Annotated in this window: 14 protein-coding genes; 3 read left to right on the top strand and 11 right to left on the bottom strand. The window is 63.6% G+C overall.

Annotated features, from left to right (window positions below):
• Nucleotides 1–9: 9 nt before the first annotated feature.
• The 3 genes from VGN82_RS01405 to VGN82_RS01395 are packed head-to-tail and all read left to right on the top strand — an operon-like array spanning nucleotide 10 to nucleotide 2,728.
• Nucleotides 10–960 (top strand): isoaspartyl peptidase/L-asparaginase family protein, encoded by a 951-nt coding sequence (locus VGN82_RS01405; RefSeq protein ID WP_327525299.1) that lies wholly within the window; start codon nucleotides 10–12, stop codon nucleotides 958–960.
• Nucleotides 957–2,000 carry a ketopantoate reductase family protein gene (locus tag VGN82_RS01400; protein ID WP_327525194.1) on the top strand — a complete coding sequence of 348 codons (1,044 nt, stop codon included), beginning with the start codon at nucleotides 957–959 and terminating at the stop codon, nucleotides 1,998–2,000. The genes VGN82_RS01405 and VGN82_RS01400 overlap by 4 nt, the downstream gene beginning before the upstream one ends.
• Nucleotides 1,973–2,728 (top strand): SDR family NAD(P)-dependent oxidoreductase, encoded by a 756-nt coding sequence (locus VGN82_RS01395; RefSeq protein WP_327525193.1) that lies wholly within the window; start codon nucleotides 1,973–1,975, stop codon nucleotides 2,726–2,728. Before VGN82_RS01400 ends, VGN82_RS01395 begins: the two co-directional genes overlap by 28 nt.
• Before the next feature lie 14 nt (nucleotides 2,729–2,742).
• Here the strand turns inward: VGN82_RS01395 and VGN82_RS01390 are convergent, their stop codons facing one another.
• The 11 genes from VGN82_RS01390 to VGN82_RS01340 all read right to left on the bottom strand — a co-directional run bounded on the left by VGN82_RS01390 (nucleotide 2,743) and on the right by VGN82_RS01340 (nucleotide 15,420).
• Nucleotides 2,743–3,117 (bottom strand): hypothetical protein, encoded by a 375-nt coding sequence (locus VGN82_RS01390; RefSeq protein WP_327525192.1) that lies wholly within the window; start codon nucleotides 3,115–3,117, stop codon nucleotides 2,743–2,745.
• A 1,128-nt stretch (nucleotides 3,118–4,245) separates the two neighbouring features.
• Nucleotides 4,246–6,285 carry an NAD(+) synthase gene (locus VGN82_RS01385; RefSeq protein ID WP_327525191.1) on the bottom strand — a complete coding sequence of 680 codons (2,040 nt, stop codon included), beginning with the start codon at nucleotides 6,283–6,285 and terminating at the stop codon, nucleotides 4,246–4,248.
• Between the two features lie 98 nt (nucleotides 6,286–6,383).
• On the bottom strand, nucleotides 6,384–7,031 hold the full coding sequence (locus tag VGN82_RS01380; RefSeq protein WP_327525190.1) for a class I SAM-dependent methyltransferase: 648 nt from the start codon (nucleotides 7,029–7,031) through the stop codon (nucleotides 6,384–6,386).
• A 65-nt stretch (nucleotides 7,032–7,096) separates the two neighbouring features.
• Nucleotides 7,097–7,867: a glucose-1-phosphate cytidylyltransferase gene (rfbF, locus tag VGN82_RS01375; protein ID WP_327525189.1), complete on the bottom strand. Its 771-nt coding sequence runs from the start codon at nucleotides 7,865–7,867 to the stop codon at nucleotides 7,097–7,099.
• The gene (locus VGN82_RS01370) at nucleotides 7,864–8,832 is read right to left on the bottom strand and encodes an NAD-dependent epimerase/dehydratase family protein (RefSeq protein WP_327525188.1); all 969 of its coding nucleotides are present in this window, start codon (nucleotides 8,830–8,832) and stop codon (nucleotides 7,864–7,866) included. The genes rfbF and VGN82_RS01370 overlap by 4 nt, the downstream gene beginning before the upstream one ends.
• Before the next feature lie 5 nt (nucleotides 8,833–8,837).
• Nucleotides 8,838–9,923, bottom strand: coding sequence for a CDP-glucose 4,6-dehydratase (gene rfbG, locus VGN82_RS01365; RefSeq protein ID WP_327525187.1), 1,086 nt, complete (start codon nucleotides 9,921–9,923; stop codon nucleotides 8,838–8,840).
• A 55-nt stretch (nucleotides 9,924–9,978) separates the two neighbouring features.
• The gene (locus tag VGN82_RS01360) at nucleotides 9,979–11,016 is read right to left on the bottom strand and encodes a DUF268 domain-containing protein (protein WP_327525186.1); all 1,038 of its coding nucleotides are present in this window, start codon (nucleotides 11,014–11,016) and stop codon (nucleotides 9,979–9,981) included.
• Nucleotides 11,013–12,542, bottom strand: a complete 1,530-nt coding sequence (locus tag VGN82_RS01355; protein ID WP_327525185.1) for a glycosyltransferase family 4 protein — start codon at nucleotides 12,540–12,542, stop codon at nucleotides 11,013–11,015. The genes VGN82_RS01360 and VGN82_RS01355 overlap by 4 nt, the downstream gene beginning before the upstream one ends.
• 20 nt (nucleotides 12,543–12,562) lie before the next feature.
• Entirely contained in the window at nucleotides 12,563–13,594 is a 1,032-nt protein-coding gene (locus VGN82_RS01350) for a glycosyltransferase family 2 protein (RefSeq protein WP_327525184.1), read from the bottom strand.
• Nucleotides 13,591–14,466 (bottom strand): alpha-1,2-fucosyltransferase, encoded by an 876-nt coding sequence (locus VGN82_RS01345; protein ID WP_327525183.1) that lies wholly within the window; start codon nucleotides 14,464–14,466, stop codon nucleotides 13,591–13,593. Before VGN82_RS01345 ends, VGN82_RS01350 begins: the two co-directional genes overlap by 4 nt.
• Before the next feature lie 9 nt (nucleotides 14,467–14,475).
• Nucleotides 14,476–15,420, bottom strand: coding sequence for a class I SAM-dependent methyltransferase (locus tag VGN82_RS01340; protein WP_327525182.1), 945 nt, complete (start codon nucleotides 15,418–15,420; stop codon nucleotides 14,476–14,478).
• Between the last annotated feature and the right edge of the window lie 6 nt (nucleotides 15,421–15,426).

Here is a 15,426-nt window from a genome sequence, read left to right as displayed (position 1 = left end):
GGACTTTCCATCATGACCATCGCTCTCGCCATCCATGGTGGCTGCGGCACGCTGCCCAAATCCGAAATGACCGCGGCCGAATGGGCCGAGGCCCGGGCCGATCTCGCGGCCTCCCTGCGCGCCGGCTGGGCGATCCTGGCCAAGGGCGGCAGTGCCGTCGACGCGGTCGAGGCGGCCGTGCGGGTGATGGAGGATTCCCCGCATTTCAACGCAGGCCACGGCGCGGCCTTCAACAGCGACGGCGAGCATGAGCTCGACGCCTCGATCATGGACGGGGCGACGCTGGCGGCGGGCGCGCTCGCCGGCGTCAAGCGCATCCGCAATCCCATCAGCGCCGCGAAGGCCCTGATGCTGCGCGGCGACCCGCTGCTGCTGGCGGGCGCGGCCGGCGACACCTTCGCCGCGCATGAAGGGCTCGACACGGTCGAGAACTCGTATTTCTCGACCGAGCGCCGCCGCAAGAACCTCTCCGCGATGAAGATCCGCGAGTTGGTCGGCACCGCGTCCCAGGCGAGCGAGGCGGAAAAGCACGGCACGGTCGGCGCCGTCGCCCTCGACAGCCAAGGCCATCTCGCGGCCGCGACCTCGACCGGCGGCTACACCAACAAACCGGTCGGACGCGTCGGCGATTCACCGATCATCGGCGCCGGCACCTATGCCCGCGACGGACGCTGCGCCGTCTCCGGCACCGGCAAGGGCGAGTACTTCATCCGCTACTGCGTCGGGCACGAACTGGCCTCGCTCATCGCCTACAAGGGCTTGCCGCTCGAGGAGGCGAGCAACGCGGTCCTGGCCGAGCTCACCGCCCATGAGATCGGCGCGGGGCTCGTTGCGATCGACGCCGGCGGTGCGATCGTCGCCCCCTACAACACGGACGGCATGTATCGCGGCTGGGTGACGCCGGACGGGCTCGTCCATGTCGCGACCCATGGCGAGGTCGAGATCGCGGGGCAGGCATGAGCACGGAAGAACCCATCCTGATCTGGGGCGCCGGCGCGATCGGCGGCACGCTCGGCGCCTATTGGGCCCGCGCCGGCGTTCCGGTGCTGCTCGTCGACATCGTGCCCGAGCATGTCGAGGCCTGCCGCACGACCGGGGTCTCGATCACCGGCCCGATCGAGGAATTCAGGCAGGTCATTCCGGCAGTGACGCCGGCCGAGCTGACCGGCACCTACAAGCGCATCGTGCTGGCGGTGAAGGCCGGCGCGACCGAAGCGGCGACCGCCGCGCTCGCGCCCCATCTCGCAGACGACGGCTTCGTGCTCTCGGCGCAGAACGGGCTCAACGAGATCGCCATTTCCGCGCAGGTCGGTGCGGAGCGGACCATGGGCTGCTTCGTCAATTTCGGGGCCGACTGGCACGGGCCGGGCGAGATCCTCTACGGCAATGCCGGCGCCGTCGTCGTCGGCGAGATCGACGGGCAGATCACGCCGCGCGCGATCGAGATGCACAAGCTGATGCTCGCCTTCGAGCCGGCCTCGATCCTGACGACCAATATCTGGGGCTATCTCTGGGGCAAGCTCTCCTATGGCGCGATGCTGTTCGGCACGGCGCTCACCGGAGATTCGATGTCGGCGAACTTCGCCGATCCGCAGCGCCTCGTCGTCTGGCTGGCGCTCGGGCAGGAAGTCGCGGCGGTCGCCGCCGCGCGCGGCGTCAAGACGCTCGGCTTCGGCGAGTTCGACCCGATGGTGTTCGCGCCGGGCCAGCCGGAATATCCGCAGATCGAGACCATCGCCTGGCTCGCCGACTACACCGCGAAGACGGCCAAGACCCATTCCGGCATCTGGCGCGATCTTGCCGTGCGCAAGCGCAAGACCGAGGTCGATCCGCAGATCGGCATCATCGCCGCGCTCGGGCGCGAGGCGGGCGTGCCGACACCGGCGACCGAGACGCTCGTTGCCCTGATCCATGACGTCGAGGGCGGCCGGCGGCCGCAATCCTTCGAGACACTGAAAGTGCTGATCGACAGATGCAGATCCGTTTTGACAACCGCATAGCGCTCGTCACCGGCGCAGCGCAGGGCATCGGCCGCGCCATCGCAGCCGCACTGGTCGAGGCCGGTGCCACCGTCCATCTCGCCGATATCGACGCCGAAGGCGTCGCCGCCACCGCGGCCGCGATCGGTGCCATCCCGCATGCCGTTGATCTCGGCTCGGCCGAAGGCGCTGCCGCCCTGATCGACGGCATCGTCGCGCAGAGCGGCCGGCTCGAGCTTCTCGTCCATGCCGCCGGCGGGGTGCGCGGGCAGGTCGGCCGGCCGATCGAGGAGATTTCGGAAGCCGACTGGCGGGTGATCTTCGCCGCCAATGTCGATGCCGCCTTCTTCCTGGCGCAGGCGGCCGCGCCGGCGATGAAAGCCACCGGCCATGGCCGTATCGTGACGATCTCGTCGGGCGCCGGCCTGCGCCCGAGCCTGACGGGCATCCAGGCCTATTCCTCGGCCAAGCATGCGCTGGTCGGCCTGACCAAGCAGCTCGCATGGGAATTCGGGCCGCACGGCATCACCGTGAATTCGGTGGCGCCCGGATTCGTGCGCTCCAACCCGGCGACCGAGCGGCAATGGGAGAGCTATGGACCCGAGGGGCAGAAGCGCCTGGTCGAGGGCATCCACACCCGCCGGCTCGGCACACCAGCGGACATCGCGGCGGCGACCCTGTTCTTCCTGAGCGAACAAGCGGGCTGGATCACCGGGCAGGTCCTATCGGTGGATGGCGGGCGGTCCTGACGCCTGCCGGAGCGTCAGTCGACTCCGATCAGCACCCGCTCCGGCCAGCGCGGATGGCTGAACCAGATTCGCAGACGCGTGATGTCGGGGACGTTCGACTGCTGCGCTATGACCTGATTGTTCACGTCGTGAATGATCAATCGCCGCGTCGGAGTTGCAATCGCCCCGACGAATCCCGGTGGCCAGCCGGGATCGACTTCGCTGCTGCGGCCGAAAGTCAGTTCAGTTTCGCCCTCGACCTCGGCCAGAACGCACACGATCAGCATCGTGCGGGACGCTGCGACGAGCGATGTTTTGGGATCGATCTGATCATAGGGCACCTCAACGTCTCCATCACCGCAAACGAAGATGATTCCATTGTTCGGTTGAATTCTTTGAATATTCATCATCGCCTACCTTTGAATGAATTAACGAACCCACCTTGCTTCGCACTGCAGGATTTGCAGTGGGGCAGTATTCGTTGACCGGCCCCTGCAGGGCTCATCGAGCTAGGTAGTTGGTGATCTCCGATAAATCGCCCGTTTGCTGTCCCGGACTCAGTGGTGCCGCAAGTGTGGCAACCGAACAAGCGGCCGATGAACTCGATCTCCCTCTGCTCACTTTCGCGCATCCTTCCTGGTCCTCGTGCTGGAATCGACTCCCGCGCAAACGGCCCTTCGCCGATCCCTCTGCCGCTCAGTTCGCGCAGGCGCGCTGCCGCCTGTCGGAGTGCGGCCTGATTACTCAGGATCGCGCCCTCGATCCCTTCCGACATGCTCGCCGGCGGTTGCCAGCGCGGATCGATCTCCTGGACTCGCCGAATCGCGGATTGGGCCTGGCTTTCGCTTGCGGCGAGCCGCGCCTGCTGGCCGGGAGAAGCTTCGGGCCAGCGGCCCCCACCGCCGCGCGGGCCGCTTCAGCAGAATGTGCGGGGACCCCCTCTCCCAAATGGGAGAGGGGCAGGGGTGAGGGACCGCCGCTGATCGTTGAAGTGGAACGGAGCCGTGGCACCCTTTTGCTGCACCGGCAGACCCTCATCCGGCGCTCCGCGCCACCTTCTCCCATCCGGGAGAAGGGAAGAGGCGTCGCGGCTCCCGCGAAAACTTATCCCCGCAGCCCGAACCCATGCCTATCCTCCTCTCACTCCGCCCGACCAAGGGGGCTGTCGCGAGGCATCGTGCGGCCGGGCGGGGTTGCGGGTTTCGCCATTCGAGGCCGTTGCGGGCCGAGGCGGCGGAGGCGCAGATCGTCATCGCGCGGGTGAGTCAGGCCGCGCGACCCGTGGCACGGATAACCAGAAGGCGATCTGGCGGCATCAAAGACCTGCGCGCGGGACGAGGCGGCGGCCGACGACGCTGCCTCGACACGACGTTCGACATCGACATCGGCACGCAGCCGTCGACTGCGACGCCACCTCGTCCCACGCATCCCCTCGGATACGCTTCAAGCTCGAGAATCCCGCGGCCTCAAGGCCGGTCGGGGCTTTCGGTGCTTGTGCAAGCAGGTGGTGCAAAGCAGCGTTCCGGAATGCCCCGGCGCTAATCCGGGATGCGCTCCAGATCGGCCAGCCATGCGGCGGCGGAGGCGTCGCTCGGCGCGCGCCAGTCGCCGCGCGGCGAGAGCGAGCCGCCTGAGGAGACCTTCGGGCCGTTGGGCACCGCCGAACGCTTGAACTGGCTCGTCTCGAAGAAGCGCCGGACGAAGACGCGCAGCCATTTCTTGATCGTCGCGAGATCGTAGGCGAGCTTCTTCGAGGCTTCCATATGCGGCGGCCAGTCGCCACGCGCCGCATCCGCCCAGGCATGCTGCGAGAGGAAGGCGACCTTGCTCGGCCTGAAACCGTAGCGCGTCGTGTAGAACAGGTTGAAATCCTGCAAGGCGTAGGGGCCGACGAAATCCTCGGTCCTCTGCGCCGGCTTGTCTCCGTCGCCCGGGACGAGCTCCGGCGAGATTTCGGTCGCCAGGATGTCCTCCATCACCGCCGAAGCATCCGGCCCGAAGCGATCCGACTGCGCGACCCAACGGATCAGATGCTGAATCAGCGTCTTCGAGACCGAGCCGTTGACGTTGTAATGCGACATGTGATCGCCGACGCCATAGGTGCACCAGCCGAGCGCCAGCTCCGAGAGGTCGCCCGTGCCGAGGACGAGGCCATTGTTCTGGTTGGCGAGGCGGAACAGCAGCGAGGTCCGCGCGCCCGCCTGCACATTCTCGAAGGTGATGTCGTAGACGGGCTCGCCCTCGGCGAAGGGGTGACCGATGTCGACCAGCATCTGCCGGCAGGCCGGCGTCATGTCGATCTCGGCCGCGGTGACGCCGAGCGCCTTCATCAGCCGCCAGGCATTGGTCTTGGTGCCAGCGCTGGTGGCGAAGGCGGGCAGCGTATAGGCGAGGATGTTCGCCCGTGGCAGGCCCAGCGCATCCATGGTGTCGGCGGCGACCAGCAGCGCCTGCGTCGAATCGAGGCCGCCGGAAACACCGATGACGAGCTTCTCGACATGCGCGCTCTGCAGCCGCTTGCGCAGGCCGTGCGACTGGATGTTGTAGGCCTCGAAGCAGAGCTCGTTCAGCCTTGCGTCGTCGCTCGGGACGAAGGGGAAGCGCTCGACCTCGCGCATCAGGCCGAGATCCGTCTCGCGATCCGGCTCGAGCGCGAAGGAGACGCGGCGGAACGCCAGGCGATCGCGCAAGGCATCGGCATTGTCGCCGAAGGTGTTCATGCGGATGCGGTCGAGCGCCAGCCGCTCCAGGTCGATATCGGCAAAGATCAGTTGCGGCTCAGCGGCGAAGCGCTGCGCTTCCGCCAGCAGCGCGCCATTCTCATAGACCATCGCCTGCCCGTCCCAGGCGAGATCGGTGGTGGATTCGCCGGGCCCCGCCGCCGAATAGGCATAGGCCGCGATGCAACGGCCGGAATGGGCTTTGCAGAGCGTGTGGCGCCAGTCCGACTTGCCGATGGTGACGTTGGAGGCCGAGAGGTTGAGCAGCACCGTCGCGCCGGCGAGCGCCGCAAACGAGCTCGGCGGCACCGGCATCCAGACATCCTCGCAGATCTCCATATGGATCGCGAGGTCGGGAACGTCGGAAGCAGTCAGCAGGATATCGGTGCCGAAGGGCACATCCTGCTCGCAAAGCTGGATCGAGGTGACGCCGGCGCGCTCCCCCGAGGCGAACTGGCGGCGTTCGTAGAATTCGCGGTAGTTCGGCAGATAGGTCTTCGGGACGACGGCGAGGATGCGGCCGCGATGGATCGCCACGGCGCAATTGAATAGCCGCCCGTCAACCCGCAGCGGCGCGCCGACAACGGCGACCGCGCGCAGGCTGCGGCTCTCCTCGACCAAACCCGCGAGGGAAGCCAGCACCGCATCGAGCAGTGCGCTCTGCAGCAAAAGATCGTCGATCGCGTAGGCGCTGAGTCCGAGCTCGGGAAAGAGTACGACCGAAGCCCCACCCTCATCCGCCCGGCGCAGCAGCGGCACCGTCTCGGCGAGGTTGAAGGCGGGATCGGCAACCTTCAGCCGTGGCGCGGCACAGGCGAGGCGGATGAAGCCGTGGTTGTGAAGGTTGGAGAAGGTCATCGCCGATCCGTGTCGTCGCAGGATCCACCGCCGAGCTTAGAGCAGAACGGCGCTCTCAGATCCTACGATCGCCATGCTCGCATCCGGCAAGATCGCAATCAGCCATCCGCCTTCGGCTTTCTAGCCAGCAAGTTCAACGACAGGAATTCACCGAACGGCTCATGAGCCAGCGAATTGTCCCAGAAGCCAGGGGCGATGAAATGTGGCTCATGCGCGTACTCCTGCATATCGACGAAGCCGATGCCGCGCATGATGTGAGACATCCAGCAGAAGTTCCAGCCTGTCTTATGGAAATCGTACTGGTCCGTCTGGCCGCCGTACAGAAGACCAATCCAAGGCGAATGGCCGTCCTTCTGGAAGTGCTCCCAATTCTTGACGTAGATTTTGACGATCCGGTCAATATCGGGAACCGATATCCGGATCGTTCCACCCGGTGCCAGCACCCGAAACCATGTCTTCAGAACCTCGGGCGCCTCGGCGTGGGAGAAGTGCTCCAGCACATGGCAAGCATAGATCGAGTTGGCATAATTGTCGGGAAACCGCTGAAGTGTAACCACGTTGTCGCAGATATCGACAGAGTCCTGCGGCGTGATGTCGACATTACAAAAACCCGGCGCTCGACGCCCTCCGCAGCCAAGATGCAGATCTCGCGGAAATTCATCGATCTTTGCCGTCAGAGACGCGTGCGGAGGCGGCTCCGGCGGCTGCGATGTTCCGCGAAACATCTGCGCAATCTTGCTAAGCATCGAACTTGAACTCTTTCCAAAAGCGTTGATCAACGACGAGCGAAATGCCCTCGGATGGCGGAAGTCTACGACCAGAGTTTCCAGGGTGCCTTGCCGCTCGCCCACATGCCCTCGAGGTCCCGCTTGTCGCGCAGAGTATCCATGGGCCGCCAGAAGCCCGTATGGCGGTACGCCGAAAGCTGGCCCGTCTTGGCCAAGGCTTCCAGCGGCTCTCGTTCCCATACCGTCGCATCGGATGTTACGAGATCGAGAACAGACGGCTCCAGAACAAAGAACCCGCCATTGATCCAGCCCATTTCGTTGGCCGGCTTCTCGCGAAAATTCGCTACTGCGGAGCCTTCGAGCTCCAAAATGCCAAAGCGTCCTGGCGACGGCACCGCAGTAATCGTTGCCGCCCGGCCATTCTCGCGGTGGTGCGCTATGACCTTGGCGAGATCGACATCGGAAACACCGTCGCCGTAGGTCAGGCAAAAGGTCTCGTTATTGAGCAAGTGCGCAACACGCTTGACCCGGCCACCGGTCATGCTGTCGGCGCCGGTATCGACCATCGTCACTTTCCAGCGCTCGCTCGGATGCCCGAGGAACTTTAGTTTGTTTGCACCGAGGTCAACCTCGATGTCGTAGTTCTCCATAAAGTAATTTACAAAATAATGTTTGATCATCTGCCCCCTATAACCGCAACAGATAATAAAATCTGTCAGGCCGGCAGCTTCATACATCTTCATGATATGCCAGAGGATCGGCTTCCCGCCGATTTCGACGAGCGGCTTGGGCCTTACGTCCGTTTCCTCCGAGAGGCGCGTGCCGAAACCGCCTGCGAGAATGACAACCTTCACTGACCTACCCCTGCTCGCCTTGCCCGCGGTTCCCTTCGAAGGGCCGCATAGTCGCCGATCACCGCCCGGATTCCGGTGGCGGGAACATAAATCGGGGCCCAGCCGAGATCAAATTTCATTCGGTCGGGATTGCCGACGAGGCGAGCGATCTCGTCCGGGCGCATGGGAAGATCGCCGAAGCCGAGGCGCTCCGGGGCGATTCCCAGAGACTGCGCAGCCAGCGTCACGAATTCACGGATGCTGATGCCAACACCCGTGCAGAGATTGAGCACGTCGGTCCCGGCGAGAGCCCCGCTTCGAAGTCGGTCCGCCGTTACAAGAAGCCCCGCCGCGACATCCTCGACGTGCAGGTAATCTCGAACTTGCCGCCCCTCCGACAGCGAAATCCTGCCCGTACCGTCGCGTTGCGCAATCAGGCTCGGCAGGAGGCGGTGCGGCGCTTCGTCAGGACCATATATGTTGAAAACACGCATATGGCGGATCGGCACGCGCAGGGCAGATGCCGTCGCCAACGCAAGCAGACCTCCTGCCGCCTTCGACGATCCGTAGAGATTGCGGGTGTCCAGCGAGGCGCGTTCGTCAAGACGCAGGACATCAACGGCCTCGGCATACTCCGAATTGCTTCCCGCGGAGACGACTACGGCGCCGCATTCCGCCGCGCTCCGAACCAGGGCGGCCCCGAGGTCGACATTGACCCGCTGCATCATAAGCGGGTCACGATCGCGCGGCGCGACCCCATAAGCGGCGAGATGTATGATGATGGTGGGGTTTGCTGCGCGAACGATGCCGGCGATGACCGCATCGTCATAGAGTTCGGCCTCAACCGCGCGAGCGCCGGCCTGCACGGCGGCTGCGCGGCCGGGACGGACGACCGCGATCGTCTCGTAACCGCGCGAGAGGCAAAGCCGGGTAAGGTGGCCGCCGACGAAGCCGGATGCACCGGTGATAAGAACTGTTTCTGACATTGGATCTATGCACGAAGCCCGGCGCGATAACCTGAAATCTGCTCAAGCGTGATCTCGCGCGTTTTGGAGGGCGCCTCCGACTGCCTACGATACCAATCCACCGTCAAGGCAACCGTATCCGCGAACTCGACCGGTGGCTTCCACCCCAATACGCGGCGGGCCTTGGTGCTGTCGAGATGCAGGAAATGCGTCTCGGGGAAGGCTCCTGGGGTGATCGTAATCGGGATCGCCTTCCACCGGCCCTGCAAGGCTTCGAGCAACTCGGAGACCGGCTTCATCTCGTCGCTGCGAGGACCGAAATTCCAGTTCGCGTCCGTATCCGGGACCGTCAACAAATTATGCGCCAGAACCATGTAGCCGTGCACCAGAGCCAGCACGTGCTGCCATGGGCGGATTGCTTCGGGATTCCGGATGGTCAGGCCCTGGCCGGCCAGGGTGGCGCGAACGAAATCCGGGACGATCCGGTTGTCGGACCAGTCCCCGCCTCCAATGATGTTACCACCGCGCGCCGTCGCGATCCGCACCCCGTTGCCGCGAGCGGCCAAGGTGGCACGATAGGATGCCGCCACGATCTCCGTGCAAGCCTTTGATGCGCTGTAAGGGTCCTTGCCTCCAAGGGCATCGGTCTCGCGGTATCCCCAGTGCCAGCCCTGATCCGCATAGACCTTGTCCGTCGTGATACAGACGACTGCTTTCACGGACGGTGTCATGCGGGCTGCTTCGAGGACATGGGCCGTGCCCAGCACGTTCGTAGCGAAGCTTTCGAGAGGATCTTCAAACGCGCGCGAGACCAGCGGCTGTGCCGCCAAATGGAAGATCACCTCCGGAGCCGCTCGTGCGACCGCGTCCCTCACCGTCTCGGCATCGCGGATATCACCGATGACCGATGAGATGCCGTCGGCCACGGAAGCCGCCGAGAACAGATTCGGCGTGGTATAGGGATCGAGCGCCAAACCGGTGACGTCGGCGCCGATCAGCTTTAGCCAAAGCGTGAGCCAGCCGCCCGTGAATCCGGTGTGGCCCGTGACCAAATGCCTACGTCCGGCGAGCGTCTTCTCGAAAGGAAACAGCGGCTGTCGGCTGGCTGTCATGAAGAGAGCTTTCGTTGGTTTTCGGATGTGCGGCAGGCAAGGCTACGGGCCGCTGTCATGCCTTTCGCCGCAGCCAGAAGCAACCGCATCCGTAGGATTGAGCGCGCGCCAGTTCCGCCGGCGGGTTCGTGATCGGGCCGCGCTCTCCGAACTCCTCGATCAATGCGAACTCGACGAGCTCCAGCGGCGCGAAGTAGGAGGCGAATTCTTCGTGGTCATAGATGCGGTGCGCATTGAACTGGATGCGCTTGCGACCGACAGGCGTCACGACCAGAAGATTCCCTCCCGGTGCCAGCACACGAACGAGCTCGCGAATGGCCTTCAGGTCGCCATCGGGATCGATCGGGTCGCCATAGCGGCCGAGGCCGATATGTTCGAGCACGTGCATGCATGAGAGCGAGGAGATCGAACCGTCGGGGAACGGCAAGGCGGTGAGATCTGCCGCGCTGGATGAAAGGCCTGTCAGTTCGAGCGGGGCAGGCCGGAAGTCGAAGAACGTCGTCGGTATGAAGGCCGAGGTTATCGTCGCGAACTGAAGGATGGAGCCGATATCGACATGCTCCTTCGGTCTTGTCGTCTCGAGAATGCGCGCTGCCCAGGCGGGGTGGTACAGATAATGCCGGTCAAAGGGAGTGCTCTCCGTCCGGTCGGCAAGTTGGGGCAGCAGGTCTTCGTCGCTGATATGAAAGCGCTTGCCGGCAGTCTGGTCCTTGGCCCGGAACTCGGCGAGGTCAGCATCGAACTGCCCAGTGGCACGCGCTTCGCCGCGCCGCTGGTCAAGCGCCCGAGTGACAAAGTCCTTCTCTCGAAGAGCATCTTCGAGCCAGTATCGTTCAGTCAATACGTTGTCGACATAGGCCGGCAGGTGCATGATTTCGGAAATGCGATTCCGATTGGCGAGGCACCGCTCGACGAAATCGCGCTCGGCCAGAGCGCTTTCGACATACTGCTTTTCTGCTAAAGTCCGCTCAATATATTGCCTTTCTCCCGACGCCTGCAGAGCGTACCTGAGAACGGCTCCTTTGAAACGCGCAAGTGCCGTCCGCAGCGGACCTTGAGGGGCCGGATCGGGCGCCGTTGGCGGAACTGTCATGACGTGCCTTTCGCGAGGGAGGAGCCAGAAAGGCCCTCTACGCCCTGCCCGCTGTCGCCTCGCAGGATCGCTTCATATCTGGGCGCGATCGCGGCCCAGTTGTAAGTGTCGCGCCAGGAGGCGCGCCCCGCCTCGCCAAGTTGCCGCCGCCGCTCCGGATCATCGAGCAGGACCTGGATGCGTTCCGCGAGGACGATGGGATCGACGCGCGTATAACCGCGCTCGTCCTTGTCCGCAGGGCACAGCTCGCCACCGCCGGTCCAACGAATGATCTCGTCAGAATTGCCGACCGGAACCGTCAGATAGGGCAGACCGGCCGCACCAGCCTCGAAGAGTACTAGCGGCGAGTATTCGATGTTCGAGGCGAACACGAAGAGATCAGCCGCGAAGAAGGTCTCGATCAACTCGGCCCTGGGGAGATTCGTTTTGATGACCATTTTGTCGGGCTGCGCCGAGGCTTCCGCAATGTAATCTTCGATCGTTTTGGGCAGCGGCGGCAGCGGGCGATCAGGGGTGACGACCTCGCGAACCTTCCGATGCAAGGCGTGAGAGAGACGCAAGAATGGGCTGGCAAGTCCACGCAGGACCCACATCGTGCGGTAGAAAATCCATTGTCCGGTCCGGATCGCGAACGCCTTGAGGCCGTACTTCTGGAGCATGCGCAGGGCGCGCGAGACGATGGCGGACAGCCCGCTGGCTGGATCACGATGCGCCTCAGGCGAATTCGCAATCACCAACGGGGGCGTGGAATCGGCGCCGTCCGAGTTGTCGTCGCCGCCGAGTTCCTGCTCGCAGCTTGTCTCCGGCGGTGCAGGAGGCAGCGGCCACTGGCCATTCAGGATCAGGGCAAGGGTCCGTCCCTTTGGATCGAGGCGTGCGAAGGCTTGTGCCAGCTCGCTGTGACCCTTCGCATTGATCGGCGTGCCAACAGTGGCGACGACGAGTGCGTCGTCAGGGATGCCGAGCCTGGCGCGAATGCCGGGTTTGGGCGGCATGGCGAACTCGATGTCGCTGGCGCCGTTGGGCAGGAACGACAGTTGTTCCAGCCCGTGAGCCCGTGCGAAATCAACGTCGCGATAGCGCTCGGCATAGAAGATCAGGCGGTCAAACTTGGCCAGGATGGCCGGAAGCTCCTCGAAATACGTCTTGTAATCAGGCACATAGAGGCCTGAAAACCCGCAAGGGATAAAAACTTTGCGCGCCTTGATCTCATCAAGTGCCGGCCATGCCGCATCGAAAGTCCATTGTTGAGCGGCCTTGATGAGGATCGCGTCGCCGTCAAAAGCCTTGAGATACTTCACATAGCGCTCGGTCTCGCCTCTGAGACCATTGGCACGGTTCCCGGCAATGTCGAACTCTTCGATCTTCACGCCATTGTGGATTTTGGAATCGCGCTCGATCAGGCGTGACGTGCAGACGGTCACGTCGTGTCCCGCCGCCACGAAGCGCTCAGCGAGCTGACGCATGACCTCCTGCACGCCGCCGCGGCTCGGATAGTAGAACTCACAGGCGAGCAAGAGGCGCATGGTGGCTCGACTCTTCGAAATTATCGTGAAAGGCGGGCTTTCGCCCAGTTCTTCAAGGCAGCCGGTACGGGGAGATTTCGGCTGAGGGATATCAGCGACTTCGTCCAGTCGGGCAACTTGCGAGCGTGCATGAAGTGATGGCGCAGATTGGCCAGAACCTGCTCGCGGCGTGGATCGACATCCGCCGAGCCGAACTTGGTGGCGATAGCGGCGCAGGCCCCGTCCACACGTGCACAGATCGCTGCGATGTCCGCCGTCAACGACACGTGCTCGTATGCAGCGTGAAGCAGGGCGGCCGCGTCACGGCAGGATTGGTCGGGCCTCTCCAGCCCATTCCACCAGGCGATGTTCTCCGCGCAAAGCAGCAGCAGCTTCTCGAGAAACGGGTTGGCACCGTCGCGCGACATGCTCGCGGGCATCTCTCGATAAGCCAGGAGCCGCTCCGGAAGGTTGGCAACCTCGAAAGCCCGCGCGATGCGCGACCACAGTTCGAAATCTTCGGGCGGCTGACGCCGCGGGTCCATCGTGTAGAGCCCGACCTCGTCCAGCGCGCTGCGGCGCAGCATGACGGATGAGTGCACGAACGGGTTGTTGACCAAGAGATCGACCTGGAGTGTGCCGTTGTCGAGGGGATGGTCATGATAGCGGCCGGTCGGTTCATCTCCGACCCAGATCTCGGCGCGCGTGCCCAGAAGACCGCAGCCTGGATTTGCATCGAGAAAGCGGACCTGTTTCTCCAGCCGGGTCGGCGCGGACAGGTCGTCATGGTCCTGGCGCGCGATATAACGCCCTCGAGCCAGGCCGATGCCGTGATTGAGTGCGCCGGCGAGGCCGATGTTCTGGTCGAGTTCGACGACCCGCAGCCGCCGGTCACCCGTTTCGTTGACAATCCGGTTCAGGACGGCGCGCGTATCGTCCTTGAACGAGCCGTTGTCGATCGCGATCAGTTCGAAATCGGCGAAGCTCTGATCGAGAATGCACCGGACCGCAGCCGGCGCCAGCTCGGCCCCATTATAGACCGACATGATGACGCTGACGGTCGGCAGGCTCACAGACGCACCCAACTTGCAGGCAGCAGGTCGCGCGTATCGTTTTCGCCACCGGCAAACCAGCGAGAGGGCGCGACAACGATCTTGTCTGCCGATGGATTGAGCCAGGCGCCCCACCAGCTGAAGGAGGAGTTCGCGATGACGTGATGCTTGCACAGCGACATCAATTGCAGGTCGCGGAAACCTCTGTCGGCGGTATTGGCCGTGACATAGGTCATGGGGAGATCGAATTTCAGGTTTTCGCGCGTCCAGTCATGGTCGTCCGAGAAGACGAAGAGATGGGCGCCTGCGACTCTCGCCTGGATATGCGCAATGGCGGCACGATAATAATCGAGCGAGCACACCCCATGATAGGAGTTCGTATGGGCGTTGCTGACGTAGTCGCCGCGACGAACGTGAAGCGAGACGGCGTTACTCCGACCAATCTTGTCAGCGACTTCGGCATTGGAGGGCTCGAGCGGATCGCTCGGGGTCAGCTCCAGCCGCAGCACGCCGGCAATATCGGCGAAATACAGCTCGCTCTGCCAGTAGCCGTCCATCAACATCGGCAGGGGCTGCTGGGCCAGTTGCGGATCATAGCGGTAATGTGGTTCGCGATAGTGATGCGCGGATCGGGGCTTCAGACGACCGATCACGCGCCCGAGAAGTCGCGGCGCAGGCTTGTCCGCCCCGACGGCCGCCAATTCGCTCGCCGTCGCCACGGCTGCGGCGATCGGATAGGCTCCGAGTTCGTAGCGGCGCAGGCCATAGCTCTCGAAACCGGACAGGTCGAGTTTCACCTGCGCTGAGCGGCGCAAGCCAAGCGCGCGCGCCGCCGCATATTGGAACAGCTGGTTGCCGAGCCCGCCGATCAGGCGAACGGTGATTGTGGACATGGCAGTGCTTCAACCATTCCTGCGCTTAACGGCGCGGACCTGAAGGTCATGGTTCAGCATGGCGTCGCTGCCGTTATCGAGCGCGGCGAGCCTTTGCACGAGCGCCAGCACCATCTGAACCGCATAGACCTCATACCCGTCGAGCTTTGTATCGGCAAATTTCTGCGCCATTTCATTGAGACGCCTCACTTCCTGGCCGACGCTCTCGAAGTAGTTGCCGTTGGGTGTCAACTCGACGATGTCGAGCCCCAAGCGCTCGTAGTGATGCTCATAGAAGAACCGGTTGAAACCGGTCGCGAAATGGAAGGGCGCCTGATGCGTCATGCTCCAGAATGGAGCCGTCGTCACCAGCACTCCGCCTGGCTTGAGCAGACGCACGAGCTCGTCGAGGGCGCGAACAGGATCGGGCAGATGTTCGAGAACCTCGGTGCAGAGGACAGCATCGAAAGAGGCGTCTGGCTCAGGTATATCGACAATATCGCAGACAATGTCGATTTGCGAGAAGCTCCAACCGGGGTTTTGGAAACCGACTGAATTTGTCGCATCATAGACTGCGACGTCCTGCGCGACATAGTCGAGGTGGCCACAGTGCTTCTTGTACTGGCATTCGCCTGCACCCGCGTCGAGCAGCCGCCAGCCTGCCGGCATGCCCGCCAGCACCTGCGCGACCCATCGGTCGCGAATCTGCGAGTTCTGAGTACCGACGTCGTATTGCCCTCGATCCGTCGACAGGATTTTCTGGCGCTCGGACGCCGACAACTCCAGCAACGGCTTCACGATGGACTCAAGCTCGCGCCAGCGGTTAAATTCCGCTTCGACGAGGCTGAGCCGTTGGACCTCTTCACTCAAGGCCGATAGCCTGCCCTCGAGTTCTGCATTCTTGCCTGCAAGCTGACGCGTCGAACTGAACAGCGCAGGTACACGCCTCACGAGGCGACCGAAACGCCCGGCCATGGATGG

The sequence above is a fragment of the Allobosea sp. genome (assembly GCF_035999205.1).
Classification (GTDB): domain Bacteria; phylum Pseudomonadota; class Alphaproteobacteria; order Rhizobiales; family Beijerinckiaceae; genus Allobosea.
This window is presented reverse-complemented; position numbering and strand designations above follow the sequence as displayed.